Annotated in this window: 28 protein-coding genes and 1 pseudogene; 14 read left to right on the top strand and 15 right to left on the bottom strand. The window is 64.3% G+C overall.

The genetic code is table 11. The features are described 5' to 3' along the window. Positions 1-163: 163 nt before the first annotated feature. Positions 164-1081 (bottom strand): polyprenyl synthetase family protein, encoded by a 918-nt coding sequence (locus ACVMIM_RS01225; RefSeq protein WP_476109891.1) that lies wholly within the window; start codon positions 1079-1081, stop codon positions 164-166. Between the two features lie 128 nt (positions 1082-1209). On the opposite strand from ACVMIM_RS01225, the gene ACVMIM_RS01220 reads away from it, so the two are divergent. The 3 genes from ACVMIM_RS01220 (at position 1210) to ACVMIM_RS01210 (ending at position 2873) form a co-directional block, all read left to right on the top strand. Beyond that, positions 1210-1917, top strand: coding sequence for a biosynthetic peptidoglycan transglycosylase (locus ACVMIM_RS01220; protein ID WP_476117057.1), 708 nt, complete (start codon positions 1210-1212; stop codon positions 1915-1917). Positions 1918-2071: 154 nt separating this feature from the next. Next, the gene (gene rpmF / locus ACVMIM_RS01215; RefSeq protein WP_006203806.1) at positions 2072-2254 is read left to right on the top strand and encodes a 50S ribosomal protein L32; all 183 of its coding nucleotides are present in this window, start codon (positions 2072-2074) and stop codon (positions 2252-2254) included. Between the two features lie 217 nt (positions 2255-2471). Next, entirely contained in the window at positions 2472-2873 is a 402-nt protein-coding gene (locus ACVMIM_RS01210) for a hypothetical protein (protein WP_278052358.1), read from the top strand. Here ACVMIM_RS01210 and ACVMIM_RS01205 read toward each other — a convergent pair. Continuing rightward, positions 2865-3383 (bottom strand): winged helix-turn-helix transcriptional regulator, encoded by a 519-nt coding sequence (locus tag ACVMIM_RS01205; protein WP_476109887.1) that lies wholly within the window; start codon positions 3381-3383, stop codon positions 2865-2867. The genes ACVMIM_RS01210 and ACVMIM_RS01205 overlap by 9 nt on opposite strands. 88 nt (positions 3384-3471) lie before the next feature. Between ACVMIM_RS01205 and ACVMIM_RS01200 the strand changes: the two genes are divergently transcribed. From ACVMIM_RS01200 to ACVMIM_RS01185, 4 genes are all read left to right on the top strand, one after another. Further along, on the top strand, positions 3472-4299 hold the full coding sequence (locus ACVMIM_RS01200; protein WP_476109886.1) for an alpha/beta fold hydrolase: 828 nt from the start codon (positions 3472-3474) through the stop codon (positions 4297-4299). Positions 4300-4376: 77 nt separating this feature from the next. Further along, positions 4377-5033 carry a glutathione S-transferase family protein gene (locus tag ACVMIM_RS01195; protein ID WP_476109884.1) on the top strand — a complete coding sequence of 219 codons (657 nt, stop codon included), beginning with the start codon at positions 4377-4379 and terminating at the stop codon, positions 5031-5033. Positions 5034-5039: 6 nt separating this feature from the next. Further along, positions 5040-5375, top strand: coding sequence for an ArsR/SmtB family transcription factor (locus ACVMIM_RS01190; protein ID WP_476109883.1), 336 nt, complete (start codon positions 5040-5042; stop codon positions 5373-5375). 11 nt (positions 5376-5386) lie between these two features. Next, on the top strand, positions 5387-5848 hold the full coding sequence (locus tag ACVMIM_RS01185) for an SRPBCC family protein (RefSeq protein ID WP_476109881.1): 462 nt from the start codon (positions 5387-5389) through the stop codon (positions 5846-5848). A 16-nt stretch (positions 5849-5864) separates the two neighbouring features. On the opposite strand, the gene ACVMIM_RS01180 is transcribed toward ACVMIM_RS01185, so the two are convergent. The 3 genes from ACVMIM_RS01180 to ACVMIM_RS01170 all read right to left on the bottom strand — a co-directional run bounded on the left by ACVMIM_RS01180 (position 5865) and on the right by ACVMIM_RS01170 (position 7709). After that, a complete protein-coding gene (locus ACVMIM_RS01180) occupies positions 5865-6140 on the bottom strand; it encodes an ArsR/SmtB family transcription factor (RefSeq protein ID WP_040998815.1) in 276 nt (91 codons plus the stop codon). Positions 6141-6172: 32 nt separating this feature from the next. After that, positions 6173-7420: an MFS transporter gene (locus tag ACVMIM_RS01175; protein WP_476109879.1), complete on the bottom strand. Its 1248-nt coding sequence runs from the start codon at positions 7418-7420 to the stop codon at positions 6173-6175. 94 nt (positions 7421-7514) lie between these two features. Further along, positions 7515-7709: a DUF1192 domain-containing protein gene (locus ACVMIM_RS01170; protein WP_040998812.1), complete on the bottom strand. Its 195-nt coding sequence runs from the start codon at positions 7707-7709 to the stop codon at positions 7515-7517. A 112-nt stretch (positions 7710-7821) separates the two neighbouring features. On the opposite strand from ACVMIM_RS01170, the gene ACVMIM_RS01165 reads away from it, so the two are divergent. From ACVMIM_RS01165 to ACVMIM_RS01155, 3 genes are all read left to right on the top strand, one after another. After that, a complete protein-coding gene (locus tag ACVMIM_RS01165; RefSeq protein WP_476109877.1) occupies positions 7822-8829 on the top strand; it encodes an NAD(P)H-quinone oxidoreductase in 1008 nt (335 codons plus the stop codon). Between the two features lie 199 nt (positions 8830-9028). Beyond that, positions 9029-9169, top strand: a complete 141-nt coding sequence (locus ACVMIM_RS01160; RefSeq protein ID WP_071074868.1) for a DUF1127 domain-containing protein — start codon at positions 9029-9031, stop codon at positions 9167-9169. 257 nt (positions 9170-9426) lie between these two features. Beyond that, a complete protein-coding gene (locus tag ACVMIM_RS01155) occupies positions 9427-10125 on the top strand; it encodes a DUF1013 domain-containing protein (protein ID WP_040998807.1) in 699 nt (232 codons plus the stop codon). Between the two features lie 72 nt (positions 10126-10197). On the opposite strand, the gene ACVMIM_RS01150 is transcribed toward ACVMIM_RS01155, so the two are convergent. The 3 genes from ACVMIM_RS01150 to ACVMIM_RS01140 all read right to left on the bottom strand — a co-directional run bounded on the left by ACVMIM_RS01150 (position 10198) and on the right by ACVMIM_RS01140 (position 11710). Further along, a complete protein-coding gene (locus ACVMIM_RS01150; protein WP_192257602.1) occupies positions 10198-10917 on the bottom strand; it encodes a helix-turn-helix transcriptional regulator in 720 nt (239 codons plus the stop codon). An 18-nt stretch (positions 10918-10935) separates the two neighbouring features. After that, a complete protein-coding gene (locus ACVMIM_RS01145) occupies positions 10936-11346 on the bottom strand; it encodes a hypothetical protein (RefSeq protein ID WP_476109874.1) in 411 nt (136 codons plus the stop codon). A gap of 199 nt (positions 11347-11545) precedes the next feature. Continuing rightward, a complete protein-coding gene (locus tag ACVMIM_RS01140) occupies positions 11546-11710 on the bottom strand; it encodes a hypothetical protein (protein WP_095767353.1) in 165 nt (54 codons plus the stop codon). A gap of 187 nt (positions 11711-11897) precedes the next feature. Here ACVMIM_RS01140 and ACVMIM_RS01135 point away from each other — a divergent pair, with 187 nt between their 5' ends. Continuing rightward, on the top strand, positions 11898-12077 hold the full coding sequence (locus tag ACVMIM_RS01135) for a hypothetical protein (RefSeq protein ID WP_476117454.1): 180 nt from the start codon (positions 11898-11900) through the stop codon (positions 12075-12077). A 24-nt stretch (positions 12078-12101) separates the two neighbouring features. Here the strand turns inward: ACVMIM_RS01135 and ACVMIM_RS01130 are convergent. The 7 genes and pseudogenes from ACVMIM_RS01130 to tkt form a co-directional block, all read right to left on the bottom strand. Next, positions 12102-12399 (bottom strand): annotated as a pseudogene (locus tag ACVMIM_RS01130) (SGNH/GDSL hydrolase family protein); the annotation flags it as partial. Between the two features lie 15 nt (positions 12400-12414). Beyond that, entirely contained in the window at positions 12415-13155 is a 741-nt protein-coding gene (locus ACVMIM_RS01125; RefSeq protein ID WP_476109872.1) for a DUF899 domain-containing protein, read from the bottom strand. Positions 13156-13310: 155 nt separating this feature from the next. Next, positions 13311-14336, bottom strand: coding sequence for a class I fructose-bisphosphate aldolase (locus ACVMIM_RS01120; protein WP_476109870.1), 1026 nt, complete (start codon positions 14334-14336; stop codon positions 13311-13313). A 117-nt stretch (positions 14337-14453) separates the two neighbouring features. Continuing rightward, complete coding sequence (locus tag ACVMIM_RS01115; protein WP_476109868.1) at positions 14454-15650, bottom strand: phosphoglycerate kinase; 1197 nt, start codon at positions 15648-15650, stop codon at positions 14454-14456. A gap of 103 nt (positions 15651-15753) precedes the next feature. Continuing rightward, positions 15754-17643 (bottom strand): potassium/proton antiporter, encoded by a 1890-nt coding sequence (locus tag ACVMIM_RS01110; protein WP_476109867.1) that lies wholly within the window; start codon positions 17641-17643, stop codon positions 15754-15756. A 157-nt stretch (positions 17644-17800) separates the two neighbouring features. Next, a complete protein-coding gene (gap, locus tag ACVMIM_RS01105; protein WP_476109866.1) occupies positions 17801-18811 on the bottom strand; it encodes a type I glyceraldehyde-3-phosphate dehydrogenase in 1011 nt (336 codons plus the stop codon). Between the two features lie 155 nt (positions 18812-18966). Further along, positions 18967-20958 (bottom strand): transketolase, encoded by a 1992-nt coding sequence (gene tkt, locus ACVMIM_RS01100; protein ID WP_476109865.1) that lies wholly within the window; start codon positions 20956-20958, stop codon positions 18967-18969. A gap of 262 nt (positions 20959-21220) precedes the next feature. On the opposite strand from tkt, the gene ACVMIM_RS01095 reads away from it, so the two are divergent. The 3 genes from ACVMIM_RS01095 to ACVMIM_RS01085 all read left to right on the top strand — a co-directional run bounded on the left by ACVMIM_RS01095 (position 21221) and on the right by ACVMIM_RS01085 (position 22724). Next, positions 21221-21493, top strand: coding sequence for a DUF4164 domain-containing protein (locus ACVMIM_RS01095; RefSeq protein ID WP_023763725.1), 273 nt, complete (start codon positions 21221-21223; stop codon positions 21491-21493). A gap of 4 nt (positions 21494-21497) precedes the next feature. After that, positions 21498-21863, top strand: coding sequence for a cell division protein ZapA (locus tag ACVMIM_RS01090; RefSeq protein ID WP_140755654.1), 366 nt, complete (start codon positions 21498-21500; stop codon positions 21861-21863). A 201-nt stretch (positions 21864-22064) separates the two neighbouring features. Beyond that, complete coding sequence (locus tag ACVMIM_RS01085) at positions 22065-22724, top strand: peroxiredoxin (RefSeq protein ID WP_476109862.1); 660 nt, start codon at positions 22065-22067, stop codon at positions 22722-22724. Positions 22725-22833: the final 109 nt, after the last annotated feature.

Genomic DNA, 22833 nt, shown 5'->3' with positions numbered 1-22833 from the left:
CAGCAGTATTCGGATGGAGCGAACAATCGGAGCCTTTGTCGGCCTCTACACAGAGCCGGCAGCTCCTTCGTGGCTACGCTTTCCGGAAGCCGGCATCGCGCATTCTCGCCGAGGGCAGAGGATTAGTGCCGGGTCGGCATCGGCCGCCCGCCCGTGCCGCAGTTCAGCTGCTGCGCGTCGCCACGAAGGTCGCCGCTTGCTTGAGCAGTTCGGCCGCTTCGCCATAGGGATCGAGCAGGGCATGCGCCTGCTCGATCAGGCCGTGGAGCTGCTCGCGCGCCCAGCCGGGGCCGTTGAGCGCGGCAAGCGTCGCCTTGCCGGCGGCGGCGTCCTTGTTGGTCGCCTTGCCCATCTGCTTGGCATCGGCGGTGAGGTCGAGGAGGTCGTCGGCGAGCTGGAAGGCAAGGCCGATCGCCGAGCCGAACTCCGCCAGCCTCTCGCGGTCGGCGGGCGCCACGCCGGCAAGGATCGCGCCGGCCTCGCAGGCGAAGCGGATCAGCGCGCCGGTCTTCATCGCCTGCAGGGTGATGATGCCGGCCTCGTCCGGCCGTTTGCGCGCGGCTTCGAGGTCGAGCGTCTGGCCGCCGACCATGCCGCCGGCGCCGGCCGCGCGGGCAAGTGCGAGAATGAGGGTGGCGCGGCGTTCGGCCGACAGCGCGGTCGCTTCGTCGGCGATGATGTCGAAGGCCAAAGTCAAAAGCGCATCGCCGGCGAGGATCGCGGTCGCCTCGTCGAAGGCCTTGTGCACCGTCGGCTGGCCGCGGCGCAGATCATCGTCGTCCATGGAAGGCAGGTCATCATGGATCAGCGAGTAGCAATGCACGCATTCGAGCGCGGCGGCGACACGGAGCGCCGCCTCGCCATCGGCGGAGAAAAGAGCTGCGCTTTCCAGGACCAGAAAAGGGCGCAGCCGCTTGCCGCCATTGAGCACGCCGTGGCGCATCGCCGCCATCAGGCGCTCCGGCCGCGCGATCTCGCCGGCGAGCGGACGCGCGTCGAGGATCCGGCGCAGCTCGGTCTCGACGGCGGCGGCGCGCATGAAAAGCGCGGTTTCGAAGGCGATCTGGTCGTCTTTGCTCATGGCCGGGACCGGTAGCCGACACTCAGACATTGCGCAAGCAGGCGCGCGCCTTTATGCCGATGGGGGCGAGGCACGGGTGGGACGGCGTGACGGAACCGATCGTCGAACATGGAAGCGAAGGGCTGGACATGGCGCGGCCGCGGCGCCTGAACCGCGCCGGTCTGAGGCGTCTCGGCCGGCGCTGCCTGATCGTCGCCATCGTTTTGGCGGCCATCCCGGTCGTGCTCACCTTCCTTTACCTGCCGTCCTTCGTGCATCCGGTCTCGACGCTGATGCTGAAGGACCTCGTGACCTTTTCCGGCTACGACCGGCGCTGGGTGTCGATCGACGACGTAGCGCCGGTGCTGGCGCATTCGGTGATCATGTCGGAGGACGGGCAGTTCTGCTTCCATCGCGGCGTCGACCTCGGCGAATTGCGCGGCGTGGTCGACGATGCGCTGGCCGGCGAGGCGACGCGTGGCGCCTCCACCATCACCATGCAGACAGTGAAGAACCTTTTTCTGTGGTCGCGGCCATTGGGCAGCGTGCGAAAGGTGGTCGAGCTGCCTTTAGCCGTCTATTTCGACGCGGTGATGTCGAAGCGGCGGATCATGGAGATCTACCTCAACATCGCCGAATGGGGGCCGGGCATCTACGGCATCGAGGCCGCCGCCCGGCATCATTTCGGCGTCTCGGCCAAGCAATTGTCGCGAAGGCAGGCGGCGCTGCTCGCCGTCAGCCTGCCCAATCCGATCGCGCGCAATCCGGCGAAGCCCGGGCCGGGATTGCGGCGGCTGGCCTCGCTGATCGAGCGGCGCGCCAGTCGCTCAGGCGCGTATGTCGGTTGCCTGGATTAGGACGAAGCGGCGCCGGCCCAAAAAAATTCGCGGCCAGCGCTGGCCAAAAGGGCGCAAGGCGTGTATAGGCACCCGACTTTCTCAGATTATGGCCTCGATGCGGCCCTTTCGCGAGGGTTGCCGGGGCATTTTGACCATGTAGTGGAGCATATCCATGGCCGTTCCAAAAAGAAAAACCTCTCCGTCGAAGCGCGGCATGCGCCGCTCGGCCGACGCCCTCAAGGCCCCGACCTATGTCGAGGACAAGAATTCCGGCGAAATGCGCCGCCCGCACCACATCGACCTGAAGACCGGCATGTATCGCGGCCGCCAGGTGCTGGAGCCGAAGGAAAGCTGAGAGGCTTCCAAGGGTTTCCGACTTTCGAAAGACCGGCCTCGGGCCGGTCTTTTTGCGTATGGCCCCGGTTGGCGTCGCGAGCTGCAGAAAAGCCAGGGCAACCGGCTGACATCGTTATTTCATTAGGTCTTAGAGCGTGTTCGAGGTTGCCGGCGAAAAGCCTTGACGGCGCGCCTGCCGCGGATTTTACAAAAGGGTGCCCATTGGAGTCACCCAGATGTTCGGTGCCGTCCCGCTGCTGATCGTGCCCTTCGTCCTCTACAATCTCGGCCTGCTCGGATTGTTCGGCGGCGGCGACGAGCCGTGGATGATCGAGATGTTCTCCTTCCGCATGATGTCGGGCGGCGTCTTTTCGATGACGCTCGGCGACCTGATGGTGCTGATCGGGCTGATCTTCCTGTTCATCGAGATCTCGAAATCGGTGCGCACGACCAATGCCTCGATCCTCGACCACCTGCTCTCGACACTGGTCTTCATCGCCTTCCTGGTCGAATTCCTGCTGGTGAAGGGCGCTGCGCATTCCGTCTTCTTCACGCTGATGATCATCGCGCTGTTCGACGTGCTGGCCGGCTTTTCGGTGTCGATGCGGTCGGCCAGTCGCGACATCAACTTAAACTGACGGCATCTCAGCCTTTCGCGCGACCACTTCGTCGTAGGCAGCGCGCAATTGCTGGCGCACCGTCGGCGTACCCGGCGGCGTCTTCGACGGCGCGCCGAGATGCTCATGGCGCAACTCGTCCATGAATTGCTCCCATAGCGGCGGACCGCCCTTTTCGAGCAGCTCGGCGCGGATCGACAATTCTTCCGTGACCGGCAGCCAGACGCGCCCCCAGGCGCCGAGCTGCGCCATGATCGGGACGAGCGTGATCGCCATCTCGGTCAGGCTGTAGATCGCTTTCTGCTTGTGGCTGGGATCGTCGGCCTTGGTCAGCAGGCCGAGCTCCATCAGCCGCTTCAACCGGTCGGCCAGGATGTTGGAGGCGATGCCTTCCAGCGAGCCGTTGAGCAACTCGCGGAAATGGCGCCTGCCGCCGAAGATCATGTCGCGCAGGATGATCAGGCTCCAGCGATCGCCGAACACCTCGAGCGACAGATTGATCGGGCAGCCGGACCGGCGGTCGATGCTCATAGCACTCTCCAGAAAAACCAGTTGCATTATGATATCGGTTTTATTATCGTGCAACTGATTGCAAAATGCAATCGGATTGGAGGAGCGGATGACCCCCGAAACACAGCGCCCCACCATCGTTTCGCAAAGCTTCGGCAGTCCGAAAGATCCGCCGATCCTTCTGATCATGGGCGCCATGGCGTCGATACTGTGGTGGCCGGAAGCCTTCTGCCGGCAGCTTGCCGGGCGCGGCCGCTTCGTCATCCGCTACGACAATCGCGACACCGGCCTGTCGACCAAATATCCGCCGGGCGCGCCGCCCTACACATTCGAGGACATGGTGGACGACGCCCTCCGCGTGCTCGACGACCATGGCGTCGGCAAGGCGCATGTCGCCGGCATGTCGATGGGCGGCATGCTCGCGCAGAGCATGGCGCTGAAATATCCCGAACGCGTCAGCGCGCTCACCGTGATCTCCTGTTCGCCGCTCGGCTTCGATACGTCCGGCCTGCCGGGAACGACCGAGGCCTATAGGGAACATTCGGCGGAAGGCGCCAATGTCGACTGGTCGAAGCGGTCGCAGGTGCTCGACTTCATGGTCAAGGACGCCCGCGCGATCGCGAGCACGCTGCATCCGTTCGACGAGAAGCGGACGCGCAAGATGATCGAGGAGGATTACGACCGGTCCGGCGGTCTCGCAAGCGCGACCAACCATTTCCTGCTCAAGGGCGGCGGCCCGCAGCGCACGGCGCGGGATCTGCGCGCACCGCTGCTCGTCATCCACGGCAGCGCCGATCCGTTGTTCCCGATCGAACACGGTGAGGCGCTCGCCAAGGCTGTTCCCGGCGCAAGGCTGGTCAAGATCGAAGGCGGTGGCCACGAACTGCACCGCAATGACTGGCCGCAGACCATCGAAGCCATCGCCGAACACGGCTAACCGATAGGAAGCTGCCTTGACTCAAGCCGTTCGCAGCAATAGTGAAGTGAGTGCTTAAGTATCGAAAGAGAGCGAGAATGTCCCTGACATTGCATTTCCACCCGCTGGCCTCGTTCTGTTGGAAGCCGCTGATCGCGTTCTACGAGAACGACACGCCTTTCGAGCCGGTCATCGTCGATCTCGGCGACGAAGCTTCCCGCGCGGCTTTCCTGAAGGTGTCGCCGACCGGCAAGATGCCGGCGCTGCGTGACGACGCGCGGGATCGCACGGTGCTGGAATCGACCATCGTCGTCGAATATCTCGCCGCGCATTACCCCGGGCCGGTGGCGCTCGTTCCGGCCGATATCGATCTTGCCCTGCAAGTCCGGCAGGCCGACCGCTTCTACGATTTCTACGTGCAGCATCCAATGCAGAAGATCGTCGGCGACCGCCTGCGGCCAAAGGACCAGACCGATCCGTTCGGGGTCGAGGAGGCTCGTACGCTACTGCGCAATTCCTACGCCATTGTCGAAGAGGAGATGCAGGACAGGACCTGGGCCGTGGGCGAAGGCTTCACCATGGCCGACTGCGCCGCCTCGCCGGCACTGTTCTATGCCAACAAGGTCGAGCCGTTCGGGGACAAGTTTCCGGCGATCAAAGCCTATCACGACCGGCTGCTCGCGCGCCCGTCCTTCGCCCGAGTGATCGAGGAAGCGGGACCTTACTTCAAGTTCTTTCCGTATAATAACGGCTAGCCGGCGATGCTGCACGATCCGGCCCAGCTCGACCTCATGTTCCAGGCGCTTGCCGATCCGGCGCGGCGCCAGATGGTAGACCGCCTGTCGCGCGGGCCGGCATCGGTCAGCCAACTGGCCGAACCGCTGGCGATGTCATTGTCGGCCGTCGTCCAGCATCTCAACGTGCTCGAGGCAAGCGGCTTGGTCAGGACCGAAAAGCTTGGCCGGGTGCGGACCTGCCAAATCGAGCCGCAGGGGCTTCGGGCCGCCGAGCACTGGATCAATGAGCGGCGGCTCGCCTGGGAGCGCCGGCTCGACCGGCTCGGCGATTTTCTCGCTGAAGCCAAGGATGAAAGCTGAAGGAAGCCGTCATGACTGAACGATCCGTCGTCCATTCCACCTTCGTCATCGAGCGCGTCTATCCGGCAGCGCCCGAGAAGGTCTACTTCGCGCTGAGCGATCCGGCGGCGAAGAAACGCTGGTTCTTCGATCCCGACAACCCGATGCCCAGCCGGCATGAAATGGACTTCCGTGTCGGCGGCAAGGAGGTGAATGCCGGCTGTCCCAGCGATGGGCAGATGCATTTCTACAACGCGGTCTATCAGGACATCGTGCCCAACCGGCGCATCGTCTACAGCTACGAGCTCTTGTTCGGTGAGACCCGGGTTTCGGTGTCGCTCGCGACGATCGAGCTCATCGCCGAAGGCAAGGGAACGCGGCTGATCCTGACGGAGCAGGGCGCCTTCTTCGACGGCATCGACTCACCGGCCACCCGCGAGCACGGCACCGGCGAGTTGCTCGACGCGCTCGGGACGGCACTGGCGGCGAGTTGAGCCTCCAGCCGGCGGACTATTCGCCCGGCGCTGTTTCCCAGAACTGGTCGAGCCAGATGTTAAGTCTCAGGAAGCCGGCGCTACTGACAGTATAGACACGCCTGGTGCCTTCGGCCTTGGCGTTGACCAAGCCGGCATCGAGCAGAACTTTCAGATGCTGGGAAACCGCCGGGCGTGAGACGGGCAGCCCGGCCGCCAATTCGTTCACCGTCTTCGGGCCGCGCCGGAGTTCTTCCAAGAGATAGCGCCGATTGGGATCGGCTATCGCCACGAAGGCGTCAGAAAACATCATGCCTCTATTTGTGAGGCAAAGTCTTGCGAATCTCAACTATTGGTTTCAACCTTTCTTCGCGGATCGAGCCGCGTCGCCTCGGGCGTGACCGCGCGGTCCGCGGGCTGCGTCTTGAAGGCATCGCGGTTTTCGATGGGCACCGGCGCGCGTGCGCGGATACGCAGCAGCGTGTAGCCGGCGAGGCCGAGATGGGCGAGCGCGGTTGCCAGGAAAAGCCCTTCCGGGCGCACCGAACCCATCAAGGCCGCGGCCAAAAGCGGGCCGATCATCGTGCCGAAGCCGTAGAGCAGCAACAGTCCGCCGGAAACCTTGACGAAGTCCTCTGCGCGGGCGTGGTCGTTGGCATGCGCGACGGCGATCGAATAGAGCGTGTAGGCGAAGGCGCCATAGGCGGCGGTCATCACGATGACGAAGACGCCCGAACGCGGCGCGAACAGGAAGATCAGCACCGCGACCAGCGCGGCGCCGAAGGCAGCGCCCGCCAGCACGAAGCGGCGGTCGGTCGTGTCCGACAGGCGCCCGGCCGGAAGCTGCATGGCGGCGCCGGCGATGACCACAAGGCTCATCATCAGTGCGATCTCGGCGGTGGAGATACCGATGCGGGCGCCATAGACGGCGCCGAGCGTGCCCCAGGCGCCGTTGGCGATGCCGATCAGGAGGCAGGCTACCGCCGACACCGGCGAATTGGCATAGAGGCCTTTGATGTCGAGCTTGACGTCCTGCAGGGGCTTCGGATGCGACTGCGTTGAGACGGCCGTCGGGATGAGCGACAGGCAAAACAGGATGCCGGTGATCATGAACAGCGAGGCCGACCGCACGTCGCCGCCGGCGACGATCATCTGACCGCCCATGATCGAGGCATAGGTGACCATCATGTAGAGGCCGAAGACGGTGCCGCGGTTTTCGTTGGTGGCCTTCTCGTTCAGCCAGCTCTCGATCACCATGAAGGCGCCGGCCATGGTGAAGCCGGTGAAGGCGCGCAAAAGGATCCAGAAATATTCGTCGATGATGAGGCCGGTGAGCAGCGCGATAATCGCGCCGGAGGCGGCGAAGGCGCCGAAGGCCCTGACATGGCCGGCACGGCGCACGAGGCGGGGCGCGAAAAAACAGCCGGCGACGAAGCCGCCGGCCCAGGCCGTGCCCATCAGGCCGAGCGAAGCGGTCGAAAAGCCTTCCACCTGGCCGCGCAGCGGCAGGAGCAGTCCATGCAGGCCGGATGCGGCGAGCAGGAACGCCGTGCCGCGCAGCAGCGAGAGGATCGGTCTGTAGGTTGCAAACATGGGCTGATCCGGCTGGAATTTCGGGCGCAGGTCTATTTCAGCGTCTGGCAGTCGCAATCAGGCTTTTCCGGGGCGGACTGGCGCGCCGGCGGAACTATCCTCTGCGAAACAGCGCCTCGGCCGCGGATTTGGTGGCGCCCTTGGCGGCCCGTGCCTCTTCCAGCCGGGCGATCTCGTCGCGCAGCATCGCAATGCGCTCGGACAATTCGTCGACGGAAAGCAGCGAGAGGTCCTGGCCGATCTCGTGGGGGCGCGGCTTCTTCCTGGGTTCGTCGTCGAAGATCGCCATCGTCGCTTCTCCCTTTGCTTGGCCATTTGCCTGATTTGGCAATCAGAATACATAGGGCAGGGGCGCCGATGCAAACGGCCGACAACAGATCGACATAAGGAGACGGCAAGCCATGGCAAGTCAGAAGATTCCGGCAACGATGACAGCCATCGCGATCTCGCAGCCCGGTGGGCCAAGAGTGCTCAAGCCGGAGACGCGCGACGTGCCCGCGCCTGGTCCGGGCGAGGTGGTGATCCGCGTGCATGCGGCCGGCGTCAACCGGCCGGACGTCCAGCAGCGCAAGGGCGCCTATCCGCCGCCGCCCGGCGCTTCGGACTTGCCCGGCCTCGAGGTGGCCGGCGAAGTCGCGGTGCTCGGCGACGAGATATCGCGCTGGCGCCTCGGCGACCGGGTCTGCGCGCTGACGCCGGGCGGCGGCTACGCCGAATATGTCAAGGTCCATGCCGGCAGCGTGCTGCCGATTCCGGCCGGCTTCACCTATTCGGAGGCCGCCGCCGTGCCGGAGAACTATTTCACCGTCTGGCACAATGTGTTCGAGCGCGGCGGCCTGAAGAAGGGCGAGACCCTGCTTGTCCATGGCGGCTCGTCCGGCATCGGCACCACCGCCATCCAACTGGCCTTTGCTTTCGGCGCCACTGTGATCACCACCGCCGGCAGTAAGGAGAAATGCGACGCCTGCCTCAAGCTCGGCGCCGACCGGGCGATCAACTATCGCGAGGAGGATTTCGTCGCCGCGGTGAAGGATGCGACCGGTGGCAAGGGCGTCGACGTCATCCTCGACATGGTCGGCGGCGACTATGTCGCGCGCAACTACGAAGCCGCGGCCGTCGAGGGGCGCATCGTCCAGATCGCCGTGCAGGCCGGTGCTGTCGCAAGCACCAATTTCGCAACGCTCATGGTCAAGCGCCTGACCCACACGGGTTCGACGCTCAGGCCGCGTACCGTCGAGTTCAAGGCGACGATCGCCGCCGCGCTGGAGGCCCAGGTGTGGCCGCTGCTCGGCACGCGCAAGGTGGCACCCGTCATGGACATGATCTTTCCGCTGACCGAAGCCTGGCGGGCGCATGAGCGCATGGAAGAGGGCGAGCATATCGGCAAGATCGTCCTCGACGTTGGTTGAGGGGAGTAGGGGAGTAAGGGGGGTAGGGGGTTGCCCCTCGTTCGCCCTACTGCCCTATTCCCTTACTCCCCTACTCCCTTTCTTTTGGTGCAATGCACAAAACGCATTGCGGCCATGCAAAAGCGTCCGTTCAATTTGTGGGCAGGCGTGCCTATTTACGCGGCATCAAACGATTTGACCAACGACTGGAGCAACCATCATGAACCCGATCCGTGCTTTCCGTAAGTGGCGCATGTACAACGAGACCGTGCGCGAGCTGAACAAGCTCAACGCCCGCCAGCTGAGCGACCTCGGCATCAACCGCGCCGACATCGAGCGCATCGCCCGTCAGGCGGTGTAATCAGACGAAGCCCGACCGCCGAAGGCCGGGTTGGGACTTGCAAGCCAGAGCCGTCGAGACGCTTGCTTCGTTTCCGGTTCCGAACCCGCTGGACCCCGTCCAGCGGGTTTTGTCTTTCCAGGGTCGTGAATCGAGCTCTTCCCAAAAACATTGCGAAAATCGGAGGGAGCGTTTATACAGGCCGCGAATTTCCCATTTTGGTGGCTCTAAAACCACCGCCCGCGCGGGAACGCGGGCGAACGAGAAGGATTTTTGATATGGCCAATACGCTGCTGATGCCCAAGGCGACCGCCGTCTGGCTGGTCGACAACACCGCACTCTCTTTCGAGCAGATCGCGCAGTTCTGCGGTCTGCATCCGCTCGAGGTCAAGGCGATCGCCGACGGCGAGTCTGCGCAGGGCATCAAGGGCATGGACCCGATCATCACCGGGCAGCTGACGCGCGACGAGATCGCGCGCGGCGAGAAAGACGTCAATTACCGGCTGAAGCTGTCGGAGCCGAAGGTGCGGGTGCCGGAATCGAAGCGCAAGGGTCCGCGCTACACGCCGCTGTCGAAGCGCCAGGACCGGCCGAACGCCATCCTGTGGCTGGTGCGCAACCATCCCGAACTCAAGGACGCGCAGATCGCCCGTCTCGTGGGCACCACCAAGTCGACCATCGAGCAGATCCGCGAACGCAAGCACTGGAACTCGGCCAATCTGCAGCCGATGGATCCGGTGACGCTCGGCCTCACCTCGCAGATCGACCTCGACCTCGAAGTCAACCGCGCCTCGCGCGGCCGCGAGCAGCCGCAGCCCGTGGGCGACACGCTGTTGCCTGCCGCGCTCACCGAACGGCTGGTGCCGGCGCCCGAGAAGCCGAAGGACGAGGACCAGGAGCTCGACGCCAACGCCGTCTTCGCCAAGCTTTCGGCGCTCAAGTCGAAGGACAAGGGCGAGGACGACGACCAGGAGTAGGCCTTCCGACGCGCTCAACAAAAAAGCCCGCTTCGAGCGGGCTTTTTTGTTGGACAATGGCTTGGGAGGAAGTCACGTCCGCGCGGCGCGGTCGGGCGCCATGCCGTAGTCCTCTGAGCGCTCGACGGCGCGATAGAAATCGGCGAGCTGCTTGCCGCGCTCCGGCTTGAAGATGCGGCCGGCGATCACGACCGAGGCGATGCGGTCGATGCGGAAGGCACGGAAGTCGTCGCGCATCTCGCACCAGGCGACCAGGGTCCAGACCTTGCCCCAGAACCACAGCCCCAACGGCCTGATGTCGCGGGCGGTGCCGCGTCCGGCTTCGTCCGAATAGTCGATGGTCAGCACCTGGCGCTTCTCAATGGCACGCTCGATCAGGTCGATCGCCTCGCGCGCGGCATCGCTCACCACCCACATCGGCGTGTGGATCTCGGTACGGGCGATGCGGTCCTTCTCCGTATCGGGCAGCACGGCGCCGATCTTGACCAGCGCCTCGTCGGCGGCCCTTGCCATCGCCGCGCCGCCAAAGGCGCGCACCATGCGCGCGCCGGCAACCAGCGCCACGATCTCGTCACGCGTGAACATCAGCGGCGGAAGATCGAAACCCTCCCTCATCATGTAGCCGACGCCCGCTTCGCCGTCGATCGGCACGCCGGTCGACTGCAGGTCGGCTATGTCGCGGTAAATGGTGCGTTCGGAAACCTCGAGCCACGTGCCGAGCTTCTGCGCGGTGACCAGCCGGCCACCCCGCAAATGCTGCACGATCTGGAAAAGCCTGTCGGCGCGGCGCATCGATCTCTCCCCCGGGATTTATGGCTTCAGCCCTTCGCGCTTGCGCTGCGCGGCAACGAATTTCGTCCCGAAAGACAGTCTGCCCGTGGTCGGCGTCTTTGCACCCAGCACACGCCAGAACGGCGCGACGTCGCTCAGCGCCATGCCGCGCTCGAGATCCTCGTGGGCGGCCTCGGCAACGGTGCGAAGATGATAGCCGATCGTCACCGGGCATCTCACTTCGGCGCCGTGCTCGATGGCCAGAGCGGTGCGCAGCGCACGAACGTCCATCTCCACTCCTTCGGGAATCGAGCGGATGAAGTCGTCGACCTGGCGCGCGGTCGGCACCAGCATCGACTGGCCTTCAACGACATCGCCGACCGTGCGCGGCGACGTCTTGATGCCGTTGATGCCCGGCGTGTTCAGCCTGTCATTCCAGCTCTTCACCATGCGCGGATCACTCCGGATCGTCGGCTCGTGTTCATCACTGTCAGGATCAAGCCGTTCCAATTACCGCAGCCCTCCTGACAACATCCTGTCAGGAGGCTGCGGCGAAATCATCGGCAAGGCTTCTTCCCTGAACTCAACATCACTGGCCGCATTACATCTGGGCGCGACAGCGCCACAATCCAAGTTGCGGCGACAAATTTCAGTTTTCGCGCACGCGGCCCTGGTAAAGGTCCGGCCAGCCGATGTCCTTGCGGATGTCCGCCGGCAACGTGTTCAGGAAACGCTGGGTGCGGATCTCGTTGCGCACGGTGCGGATCCTGCCGACATAGTGCTGCACGCTGCGCAGAATGGTAAAACCGTTCATGACCTCACTCCTCTCTTTTTGATGGGAAGAGTATCGCACACCCCTCCTGACAGCAGTCTGTCAGGAGCTTGGCAGGGTGACCAAGAAAGCGGTGCGGCGCCTCTCGCAGGGTCGCGATGAGCCCGATTTCTGTCAGGAATGCCTGGCCCCGAAGATGCCTTAAGAACAGCTTTGACAGGCGCCATCGATGTTGCTCAAAGGCGGCATGACGAAACTGCTCGCCCTTGTCATCATCGGCATCATGCTGATCCAGGTCATCAAGCCGCTCGGATGGCCAGGGCTGAAGCGGCGCGGCGATTTCTGGAAGCTGGCGCTGCTTGCGATGGCGGCGATATCGCTTGCCGCTGTGCTTGGGCATTGGACTTAAGCTCGGCCGACTCGGCCAGGTTGCTCAATTGCCAGGCACGAAATCCACCAGATGCTCCGCCCAGCCGCGGCAACCCGCTTCCGAGGCGTGGAAGCCATCGCACCCGAAGCCCGCCTCGGGATTTGGTGATCGGCAGCGCGCGGCGGCAATGGCGCCGCGTTCGTTGCAGAGCCGCACGCCCATCCGGTTCATTTCCGTGGCGCGGATCTCGAGGAGGGCGCCGAGCAACGGCGGCATTGCCGGCGCGGGTGAATTCCAGCACCGGCGACCACACCACGCGCGCTTCCGGCCATTTGGCACGCAGCGCGTAGAGCAGGCCGCCGGTGAACGATGCCGTTCACGCGCAGCAGTCCGGCCGCTCCTCGGCCTTGTCCTGATACTCGTCGTGCAGGCGCACCCAGTCCATCAGGCCATGATAGGGGCCCGTCTCGTTGCGGCCCTTCGGCGTCATGTCGAGATAGTGATAGGCGCCGATCAGCGCGTCGCCGCCGCGGGCGCGCGACACGAAGGTCAGGAAGATGTCGCCGCACTCGTCGCGATAGAAGATGCTGGTGCCGGGCAGGTCCTTCGACCGCAGCGGGCGCTTCTCGAAATTATAGGTGGTTTCGCCCGCCGCGATCTGCTTGTCGGTGAAGGAGACCTGAAGGTCGAAATTGAAATCGGAGGCGTAGGACGACATCCAGTCGAACTTCCACCCCATGCGCTGCTTGTACGGCAGGATCTCGGCCAGCGGCGCGCGCGAGACGACGACCAGCGACACGTCATGATGCTTCAGGTGCTGGTTGGCGCCGTCGATGTGGTCGGCAAGGAACGAGCAGCCCTCGCAGCGGTGGTCGGAGCCCGGCGTCATCATGAAATGATAAACGATGAGCTGGCTCTTGCCCGCGAATAGCTCGGCGAGATGTTTCGGCCCCGTTTCGCTCTCGAAGACATAATCCTTGCGCAGCTTGAACCAGGGCAGTTGCCGCCTCTCGGCGGCAACAAGGTCGCGGAAGCGTGTCAGCTCCTTCTCGCGCTCGAGGTGCCTTCGGTGCGCCTCGAACCAGTCATCGCGCGAAACCACGGCATTGCGTTGCATGACCATCTCCTGTCCTCTCCTGCCAAGGACGTTCGACATCGGCTCAACCCGACACAGCCGCCGCTGTTTCGCTGCATCAGGTAGGAATGCGGCGTATAAAAAACAAAACCCGGGCCAGCGGCCCGGGTTTTCGCTGTGGAGTGGAAGGGCTGGCTTCAGGCGGCCTTTTCCAGCGCCGGCTGCCATTTCCCTAGCGCCGCCAGATGGTTCATATGGGCGCGGTGGGTGAACGCGGCCTGGCCGGCGGCGACGTTCGAGGCCTTGCCGCTCCACGCCTTCTGTGGTGCGGCCTGCAGCGCCCGGCCATAGGAGAAGGTGAGCTTCCAGGGGTGCGGGCCGATGGCGTTGATGGCATTGAGGTTGGCGGTCGCCTCTTCGTCTTCCTGGCCGCCGGAGAGGAAGGCAATGCCCGGCACCGCCGCCGGCACCACTTCGCGGAACAGCTTTATCGTCTTTTCGGCGATTTCCTCGGGGCTGTCAGTCTTGCCTGACTTCTTGCCCGAGATGACCATGTTCGGCTTCAGGATCGAGCCTTCCAAGACGACGCGCGCGGCGTAGAGCTCATCATAGAGCTTGACCAGCGTCGCCCTGGAGACGTCGTAGCAGGTGTCGATCGAGTGAGCGCCGTCCATCAGCACTTCCGGCTCGACGATCGGCACGATGCCGGCTTCCTGGCAAAGTGCTGCATAGCGGGCCAGCGCATGGGTGTTGGAGGCGATCGAGGTGGCGGACGGCACGCCCTTGGCTGTGTCGATGTCGATCACCGCGCGCCATTTGGCGAAGCGGGCGCCGAGCTTGTAATAGTCGGCAAGCCGCTCGCGCAGCCCGTCCAGGCCCTCGGTGATGGTATCGCCGGGAAAGCCGGCCAGAGGCTTGGCGCCGAGATCGACCTTGATGCCGGGAATAGCGCCGGAAGCCTTGATGATGTCGACCAGCGGCGTGCCGTCGGCGGCCTTCTGGCGGATGGTCTCGTCATAGAGGATGACGCCGGAGATGTATTTGGTCATCGCCTCCTTGGACCGGAACATCATCTCGCGATAGTCGCGCCGGTTGTCGGCGGTCGATTCCACGCCGATGACGTCAAAACGCTTCTTGATGGTGCCGGAGCTCTCATCGGCGGCCAAAAGGCCCTTGCCACCGCTCACCATCGCGGTGGCGATATCTTCGAGACGTTCGCTCATGGGTGCTCTCCTACGCTGCGTTTGTTCCGCGCTAGCAGAACACTACCGCCAAAGGAATGACCCCGGAAAGCTAGAATCGATTGAAAGCCGCGCGGGCCTTGCCTCGTCTCGGACTGTTTACCGCTTCAGCACCTCGACGCCGGGCAGCGGCTTGCCTTCCATCCATTCCAGGAAGGCGCCGCCGGCAGTCGAGACATAGGTGAAGTCGTCGGCGACACCGGCATGGTTGAGCGCGGCCACCGTGTCGCCGCCGCCGGCGACCGAGACTAGCTTGCCCTGCTTGGTGCGGGCCGCGGCATGCTTTGCCGCCGCGACCGTCGCACGGTCGAAGGGCTCGATCTCGAAGGCGCCGAGCGGACCGTTCCAGACCAGCGTCGCGGCCCGGTCGATCCAGTCGTTGACGCTCTGCACGGTCTTTGCGCCGACGTCGAGGATCATGCCGTCGGCCGGCACGTCCGAGATGGCGACGGTTTCGCTCGCCGCACCCGCCTTGAACTCCCTGGCGACCACGCCGTCGGCGGGCAGGATGATGGCGCAGCCGGCTTGCGCCGCCTCGATCATGATCTGTTTGGCGGTGCCGGCGAGGTCATGCTCGCAGAGCGACTTGCCGACATCGGTGCCGCGCGCGGCCAGGAAGGTGTTCGCCATGCCGCCGCCGATCACCAGCGCGTCGACCTTCTTCACGAGATTCGTCAAAAGGTCGATCTTGGTCGAGACCTTGGCGCCGCCGACGATGGCCACCACCGGCCGGACCGGATTGCCGAGGCCCTTTTCCAGCGCGTCGAGCTCGGCCTGCATGGTGCGGCCGGCATAGGCCGGCAAGTGGCGCGCCAGGCCTTCGGTCGAGGCATGCGCCCGATGCGCGGCCGAAAAGGCGTCGTTGACATAGATGTCGCCATTGGCGGCGAGCTTTTCGGTGAAGGCCGGCTCGTTCTTTTCCTCGGCTTTGTGGAAGCGGGTGTTCTCGAGCAGCAGCACGTCGCCGTCCTTCATGACGGCGACGGCCTCGGCAGCCTTGTCGCCAATGCAGTCGGCGGCGAAGCCGACCGGACGGCCGAGCACTTCCGCCGTGGCGCGGGCGATCGGCTCCAGCGAGAACTCGTCCGAAGGTCCGTCCTTCGGTCGGCCGAAATGCGCCAGCAGGATAACCTTGGCGCCCTTTTTCGAGAGCTCGGCGATGGTCGGCGCGATGCGCTCGATACGGGTGGCGTCGGTGACCTTGCCGTCGGCGACGGGCACGTTGAGGTCGACGCGCACCAAGACGCGCTTGCCGCTGACGGCACCGATATCGTCGAGTGTCTTGAAGCCGGCCATGATCCGTTCCTTTCGCGAAAACGCGGCGACCTTACCCGGCGCGAACCACGATGCAAGCGCTGCGTTGACGGCGGGGGCGCAAAAATGATGTCGGCGTGAGACATCAGCCTTCGCCGGCTGCCTTCCGCCCGTCCGGTGCCGGCGCCGCACTGTCGCTCGGCACGTCCTCTGCCGGCTGTTGTTGCGCGGGCTTGCGCCAGCTGCGGATCATGGCGGCTATACGATCCGCGATCTCGCCGGCGCTCAGGAAAACCGGCACGCGCGCCACCGGCGCGGTCGGCTCGAAGGACAGGCCGAGCCCGGTGATCCTGCCTTTCTCGTCGACGTCGCGCACGATCAGCTCGATCGGGCCGATCATCACGCGGTCGGCATATTCGGGATGGCCGCCGAGCCGCTCGGTAACGAGCGCGGCGACCGTGAGCTTCTGTTCGGCCTCGGTCAGGCCCGGCGCATAGGCTGCCTCGAGTTCCGCCGCCGGGCGAGCAGGATCGACGGCGAAGGCGCCAAAGAAATCGGCATCCTCCGGATCGACCACGGCGCGGCTGGCGAAAAGCTTGTCGAGCAGGCGCGGATAGCGGTCCGGCACGAAGATGTAGACCTGATCACCGGCCGCCAGCCGGCCCATGTCCTGGAAGCGCATGGAGCGGCCGTCGCGCAGCACCAGCGAGGGCCTTGCCCAGCGGGGAATGCGCTCGCCGCGCGCCACCGGGCTGCCGGGTGCTACGCGATAGGCAAGCAGCTCATGATGCGCCGAGCCCGGCAGTTCGAGCTCGACCTTGTCGAGCGGCCCGAGACGCGCGGGGACGATAAGGCCCAGGCGCCGCGCCAGCGGCCCGACCGTCCAGCCCTGCACCACCAGCGATACGAGCACGATGATGAAGGCGGCGTTGAAGATCAGCCGGCCATGCTCGAGCCCGCCGAGCAGCGGCGTGATGGCAAGCAGGATCGAAACCGCGCCGCGCAGGCCGACCCAGGAGACGAAGGCGACCTCGGGGCGCGGCAGGCGGAACGGCATCAGGCAGAGCCAGACGGCCAAAGGCCGGGCCACGAAGATCAGGAACAGACCGAGCAGGACCGCCGGCACCAGGATCTCGGGGAATTGCGAGGGCGTTGCGAAAAGGCCGAGGATCAGGAACATGATGATCTGCGCCAGCCACGACATGCCGTCCTGGAAGCGCTTCAGGATGGTGACGGCGCGGATGTCCGAATTGCCGGCGATCAGCCCGGCAAGGTAGACGGCGAGGAAGCCGGAGCCGCCGATGGCGCCGGCCGCCGCGAACACCATCAGCGACAACGTCAGCACGAAGATCGGCAGCAGGCCGTGGTCGAGGTTGAGCCGCTCCACGAGGCGCACGATGCCGAAGCCGCCGAGCACGCCGACAATGGCACCGACCCCCATATTGGCGAGGAAGCCGACCAAAAGGTTGGTGGCCAGCACATTTGCTTCGGGGTCGGCGTGCGCGGCGATGATCTCGACGAGCGTGATGGTGAGGAAGATGGCGATCGGGTCGTTGGTGCCGGATTCCACTTCGAGCGTCGAACGCACGCGCTCGCGCAGATGGATTTCCCCGGCGCGCAGCAGGAAGAACACGGCCGCTGCGTCCGTCGAGGCGACGGCCGCGCCAAGCAGCGAGGATTCGAGCCAGTTTAGGTCGAGCAGATAGTATGCGGCCACGCCGAAAATGCCGGTGGTCAGGATGACGCCGACCGTGGCCAGCGACAGCGCCGGCCCGGCCGCCTGGCGCAGCGCGTTGAGCGGCGTGCCAAAACCGGAATCGAACAGGATGATGGCCAAGGCCAGTGAGCCGGCAAAATAAGCCAGCCGCGCATTGTCGAATTCGATGCCGAGCCCGTCGACGCCGGTAGCAAGGCCGATGCAGAGGAAGAGGAGCAGCAAAGGAGCGCCGAAGCGGAAGGCGATCAGGCTCGAAAACGCGGCGGCGACGATGAGCGCCGTGCCGACCAGCGTCACGAGATAGATCGCATGCTCCATCAGCCAGTGCCCCTCAAGTCCCTCTCATTTGTCGATTTACGGGAGAGTGGGGCGAAGACATGACCAGTGCAAGGCAACAGCATGTTTTTTGGCTCCGCCGGCCAATAAAAAACGCCCGGCCAAGCCGGGCGTTTCAAAACCTGAAGCGAGCCTAAAATCAGGCGATGGTCTTGCCGAAGGCGACGGCGGTGTCGCCCATGCGGTTCGAGAAGCCCCATTCGTTGTCGTACCAGGACAGGACCGAAACGAAGTTGCCGTCCATCACCTTGGTCTGGTCGAGCGCCACAATCGAGGAATGCGGATCATGGTTGAAGTCGATCGACACGTTCGGGTGATGGGTGACCGACAGCACGCCCTTCAGCTTGCCCTTGGAAGCGGCGATGACCGCTTCGTTGATCTCCTGCGCGGTGGTCGAGCGCTTGGCGACGAACTTGAAGTCGACGAGCGAGACGTTCGGGGTTGGCACGCGGATCGAGATGCCGTCGAGCTTGCCCTTGAGATCGGGCAGCACGAGGCCGATCGCCTTGGCGGCGCCCGTCGAGGTCGGGATCTGCGACAGCGCCGCGGCGCGGGCGCGGTAAAGGTCCTTGTGCATGGTGTCCAGCGTCGGCTGGTCGCCGGTATAGGAGTGGATCGTCGTCATCATGCCCTTCTCGATGCCGACGGTCTCGTGCAGCACGGCCGCCAGCGGCGCCAGGCAGTTGGTGGTGCAGGAGGCGTTGGAGATGACGATGTGGTCCTTGGTCAGCTTGTCGTGGTTGATGCCGTAGACGACGGTGAGGTCGGCGCCTTCGGCCGGGGCCGAGACGATGACGCGCTTGGCGCCGGCGGTCAGGTGCGCGGCGGCCTTGTCGCGGGCGGTGAAGATGCCCGTGCATTCGAGCGCGATGTCGACGCCGAGGTCCTTCCACGGCAGCTGGGTCGGATCCTTGATCGCAGTGACCTTGAACTTCTCCTTGCCTATCGAGATCTGGTCGCCGTCGACGGTCACCTCATGCGGGAAGCGGCCATGCACGCTGTCGTAGCGCAGGAGGTGCGCGTTGGTCTCCACCGGGCCGAGGTCGTTGACGGCGACGACCTCGATGTCCTTGCGGCCGGATTCATGGATGGCGCGCAGGATGTTGCGGCCGATCCGGCCAAATCCGTTGATGGCAACTCTGACGGTCATTGTTCTCTCCCTTGGGGGCTGGAAAGCGGATGGGTCCGCAGTTTCATAACGGCGGAAGGCGCAAGAATCCAGCCGCAGAAGGTCGCATCTAAATCGATTAGGTTGGCCCAGCCCGGCGGAGCCGTCGATCGGAGCTGCCAGGCCCGAGCCAATTCCTACTTGCCGTGCAGGCGGGCTTCGACCGCCTTGGCCGCGGCCTCGGCGGTGATGCCGAAATGCGGATAGAGCTGCTCGATCGAGCCGGAGGCGCCAAAACCATGCATCCCGATGAAAATGCCGTCGGTGCCGATCAGGTGATCCCAGCCCTGGCGGATGCCGGCCTCGATCGCGACCTTCACCTTGGCGTTGCCGATGGTCTTCCTGCGGTAATCGTCGCTCTGCCGGTCGAACAGTTCGAAGCAGGGCACCGAGACGACGCGGGTCGGATGGCCGTGCTTTTCCAGCACGTCGCGCGCGCCGAGAGCCACCTCGACTTCTGAGCCGGTGGCGAAGATCGTCACCACGGCCTCGCCGCTGGCGGCGGCAAGCTCGTAGGCGCCCTGGCTGGAAAGGTTCTTCGCCGAATGCTCGGTGCGCACGGTCGGCAGGTTCTGGCGGGTCAGCGCCAGCGTCGAGGGCGTCTTTTCCGATTCCAGCGCGATCTGCCAGCATTCGGCGGTTTCGACCGCGTCGGCCGGACGGAAGACATTGTGGTTCGGAATGGCGCGAAGTGCTGCCAGATGCTCGACCGGCTGGTGGGTCGGGCCGTCCTCGCCGAGACCGATCGAGTCATGCGTCATGACGAAGATCGAGCGGATGCCCATCAGGGAGGCCAGTCGCATCGAGGGACGGGCATAGTCGGAGAAGCACAGGAAGGTGCCGCCATAGGCGATCAGGCCTCCATGCAGCGTGAGACCATTGATGGCCGCCGCCATGCCGTGCTCGCGAATGCCGTAATGGACATAGCGCTGGCCGTAGTCGTCGGGCGTGATGTTCTTGGTCTGGCTGGTCTTGGTGTTGTTGGAGCCAGTGAGGTCGGCCGAGCCGCCGATCGTCTCCGGCACCGCGCCGTTGATGACCTCCAGCGCCATTTCCGACGACTTGCGGGTAGCGACCTTCGGTTTGTCGACCGACAGCTTCTTCTTGTAGTCGGTAATGACGGCGTCGAAATTGGAGGGCAGCTTGCCGGCGAGACGGCGCTCGAACTCGGCCTTGAGCTTCGGCTCGGCCTTGGCCAGGCGGCCTTCCCAGTCGGCGCGGGCCTCAGCGCCCTTTTTGCCCACGGCGCGCCAGGCGTCGAGGATGTCTGCCGGAATTTCGAAAGGCGGCGAGTCCCAGTTGAAGAATTTGCGCGCGCCGGCGATTTCCTCGGCGCCCAGCGGCGAGCCATGCGCCTTGTTGGTGCCGGCCTTGGTCGGGGCGCCGAAGCCGATGGTGGTCTTGCAGGCGATCATTGTCGGCTTGTCGGAATGGCGCGCCGCCTCGATGGCGTAGGCGATCGCTTCCGGATCGGTGCCGTCGATGTGGCTGGCGTTCCAGCCGCTGGCCTGGAAGCGGGCGACCTGGTCGGTGTTGTCGGCAAGCGAGACCGGGCCGTCGATCGAGATGTTGTTGTTGTCCCAGAAGACGATCAGCTTGTTCAGCTTCAGATGCCCGGCCAGCGCGATGGCTTCCTGGGAGACGCCTTCCATCAGGCAGCCGTCGCCCGCCAGCACATAGGTATAGTGGTTGACGAGGTCGTTGCCGAAGGCGGCGTTCATGATGCGCTCGCCGAGCGCGAAGCCGACCGAATTGGCAAGGCCCTGGCCGAGCGGGCCGGTGGTGGTCTCGATGCCGGCGGCATGGCCGTATTCGGGATGGCCGGCGGTCTTGGAGCCGAGCTGGCGGAAATTCTTGATCTGGTCGATCGTCATGTCCTCATAGCCGGTGAGGTAGAGGAGCGAATAGAGCAGCATCGAGCCGTGGCCGGCCGACAGGATGAAGCGGTCCCGGTCGGCCCAATGCGGCGCCTTGGCGTCGAATTTCAGGAAGCGGCTGAACAGAACCGTGGCGATGTCGGCGCAGCCCATGGGCAGGCCGGGGTGACCGGAGTTCGCCTTCTCGACGGCGTCCATGGAAAGGAAACGGATCGCGTTGGCCATCCGATCATGTTGTTCACGCGAGGTCATGCTTCCTCCGGAAGTGGGTTGGAGCCTGGGGAGAACCCTTGGAAAAGGATGCCGCGACACATAGCAGGCGCGGCCTTTTAGTCAACAAATCGGGGCGGATTTTGCCGGGCTTGTGATGAGATCGGGCGCCTTACATTAGCGATAGCGGGGGACAGTCGCGAGAGCTTTGTTGACGCGCCCTTCACCCGGTGCCTAATCTTTCCGAGGTAACGCGTTCTGAACGCGTGCGATTCGGTGATGGGCAGGGCATAGGACGAAGGCCATGACCGGGGAAACGACCCTCAAGGAAGTCATCGCCAGGCTGGGCAAGGCCATGGAAGGGCTGGAAAACGCCGTGGCGGCGAAGCTCGAGCATGAGCGCGATTATTCGGAAGCCGAGGCCGAGGTGCAGCGCATGAACGCCGACCGTTCGCGCCTGGCGCAGGAGCTCGACAATTCCGAAGCGCGCGCCGAGCGTCTGGAAGACGCCAACAAGGAAGTGTCGCGGCGGCTAGTGACTGCCATGGAAACCATCCGCGCGGTTCTGGACAGGTAAGGCAATGGCACAGGTCACGGTTTCCATCGACGGCAAGCAATACCGGATGGCCTGCGACGAGGGCCAGGAAGAGCATCTGATCGACCTTGCCGAGCGCTTCGACCGGTATGTCTCGCATCTGAAGGATTCCTTCGGCGAGATCGGCGACCAGCGGCTTACGGTCATGGCCGGCATCATGGTGATGGACGAGCTCTCGGAGCTCACCAAGCGCGTCAAGGGCATGGAGAGCGAGGTGCTCACCTTGCGCAAGACGCGCGACGAGGCGCTGACCAAGGCCGACAAGAGCGACAGCGTGCTCACGACCGCGCTTGCCGCGCTCGCGCAACGCATGGAAGATCTCACGGCGACGCTGGCGATAAAGAAGGCTTAGGCCGCGTCATCCAATCTTCCCGGCATCCGTCGCGGAAATTCCGCCTGTCTTTTCCAGGAAAAGACGAAATTTTTCCGCTCTCTCGATCATGCCGGCAGACACAACCCTTTTGAACCGGACCGTGCGGCGGTATAGAAGGCTGAGCCACGCCGATGGGATTGGCCCATGCGGGCGGTATGTCACAAGGGTAGGGAACACGTCATGAGCCTTCGTATCAACGATATCGCACCGGATTTCACGGCCGAGACCACGCAAGGGACGATCAATTTCCACCAATGGATTGGTGACGGCTGGGCGGTGCTTTTCAGCCATCCGAAGAACTTCACGCCTGTCTGCACGACCGAGCTGGGCACGATGGCAGGGCTGGAAAGCGAGTTCAAAAAGCGCAATGTCAAGATCATCGGCATCTCGGTTGATCCGGTATCGAGCCACGACAAGTGGCAGGCCGACATCAAGACCGCTACCGGCCAGACGGTGAACTACCCGCTGATCGGCGATAAGGACCTCAAGGTCGCTAAGCTTTACGAGATGCTGCCGGCGGGCGCCGGCGAGAGCTCGGAGGGTCGTACGCCGGCCGACAATGCCACCGTGCGTTCGGTCTATGTCATCGGCCCGGACAAGAAGATCAAGCTGGTGCTGACCTATCCGATGACCACGGGCCGCAACTTCGACGAGATCCTGCGCGTCATCGATTCCATCCAGCTGACGGCCAAGCACCAGGTGGCGACGCCGGCAAACTGGAAGCAAGGCGACGATGTCATCATCACCGCCGCGGTCTCCAACGAGGACGCTGTCAAGCGCTTTGGGGCGTATGAGACGGTGCTGCCGTACCTAAGGAAGACGAAGCAACCGACGGCCTGAGCTTTCCTTCTCCCCGTGTAGTAAGGGGGAGAAAGGGCTGGTCCGCTATTTTCGCCGATCGCAGACGTTGCAAAACAAAAAGGCGGCGCCGAAGCGCCGCCTTTATTCA

Source organism: Mesorhizobium sp. USDA 4413, assembly GCF_056280365.1.
This window is presented reverse-complemented; position numbering and strand designations above follow the sequence as displayed.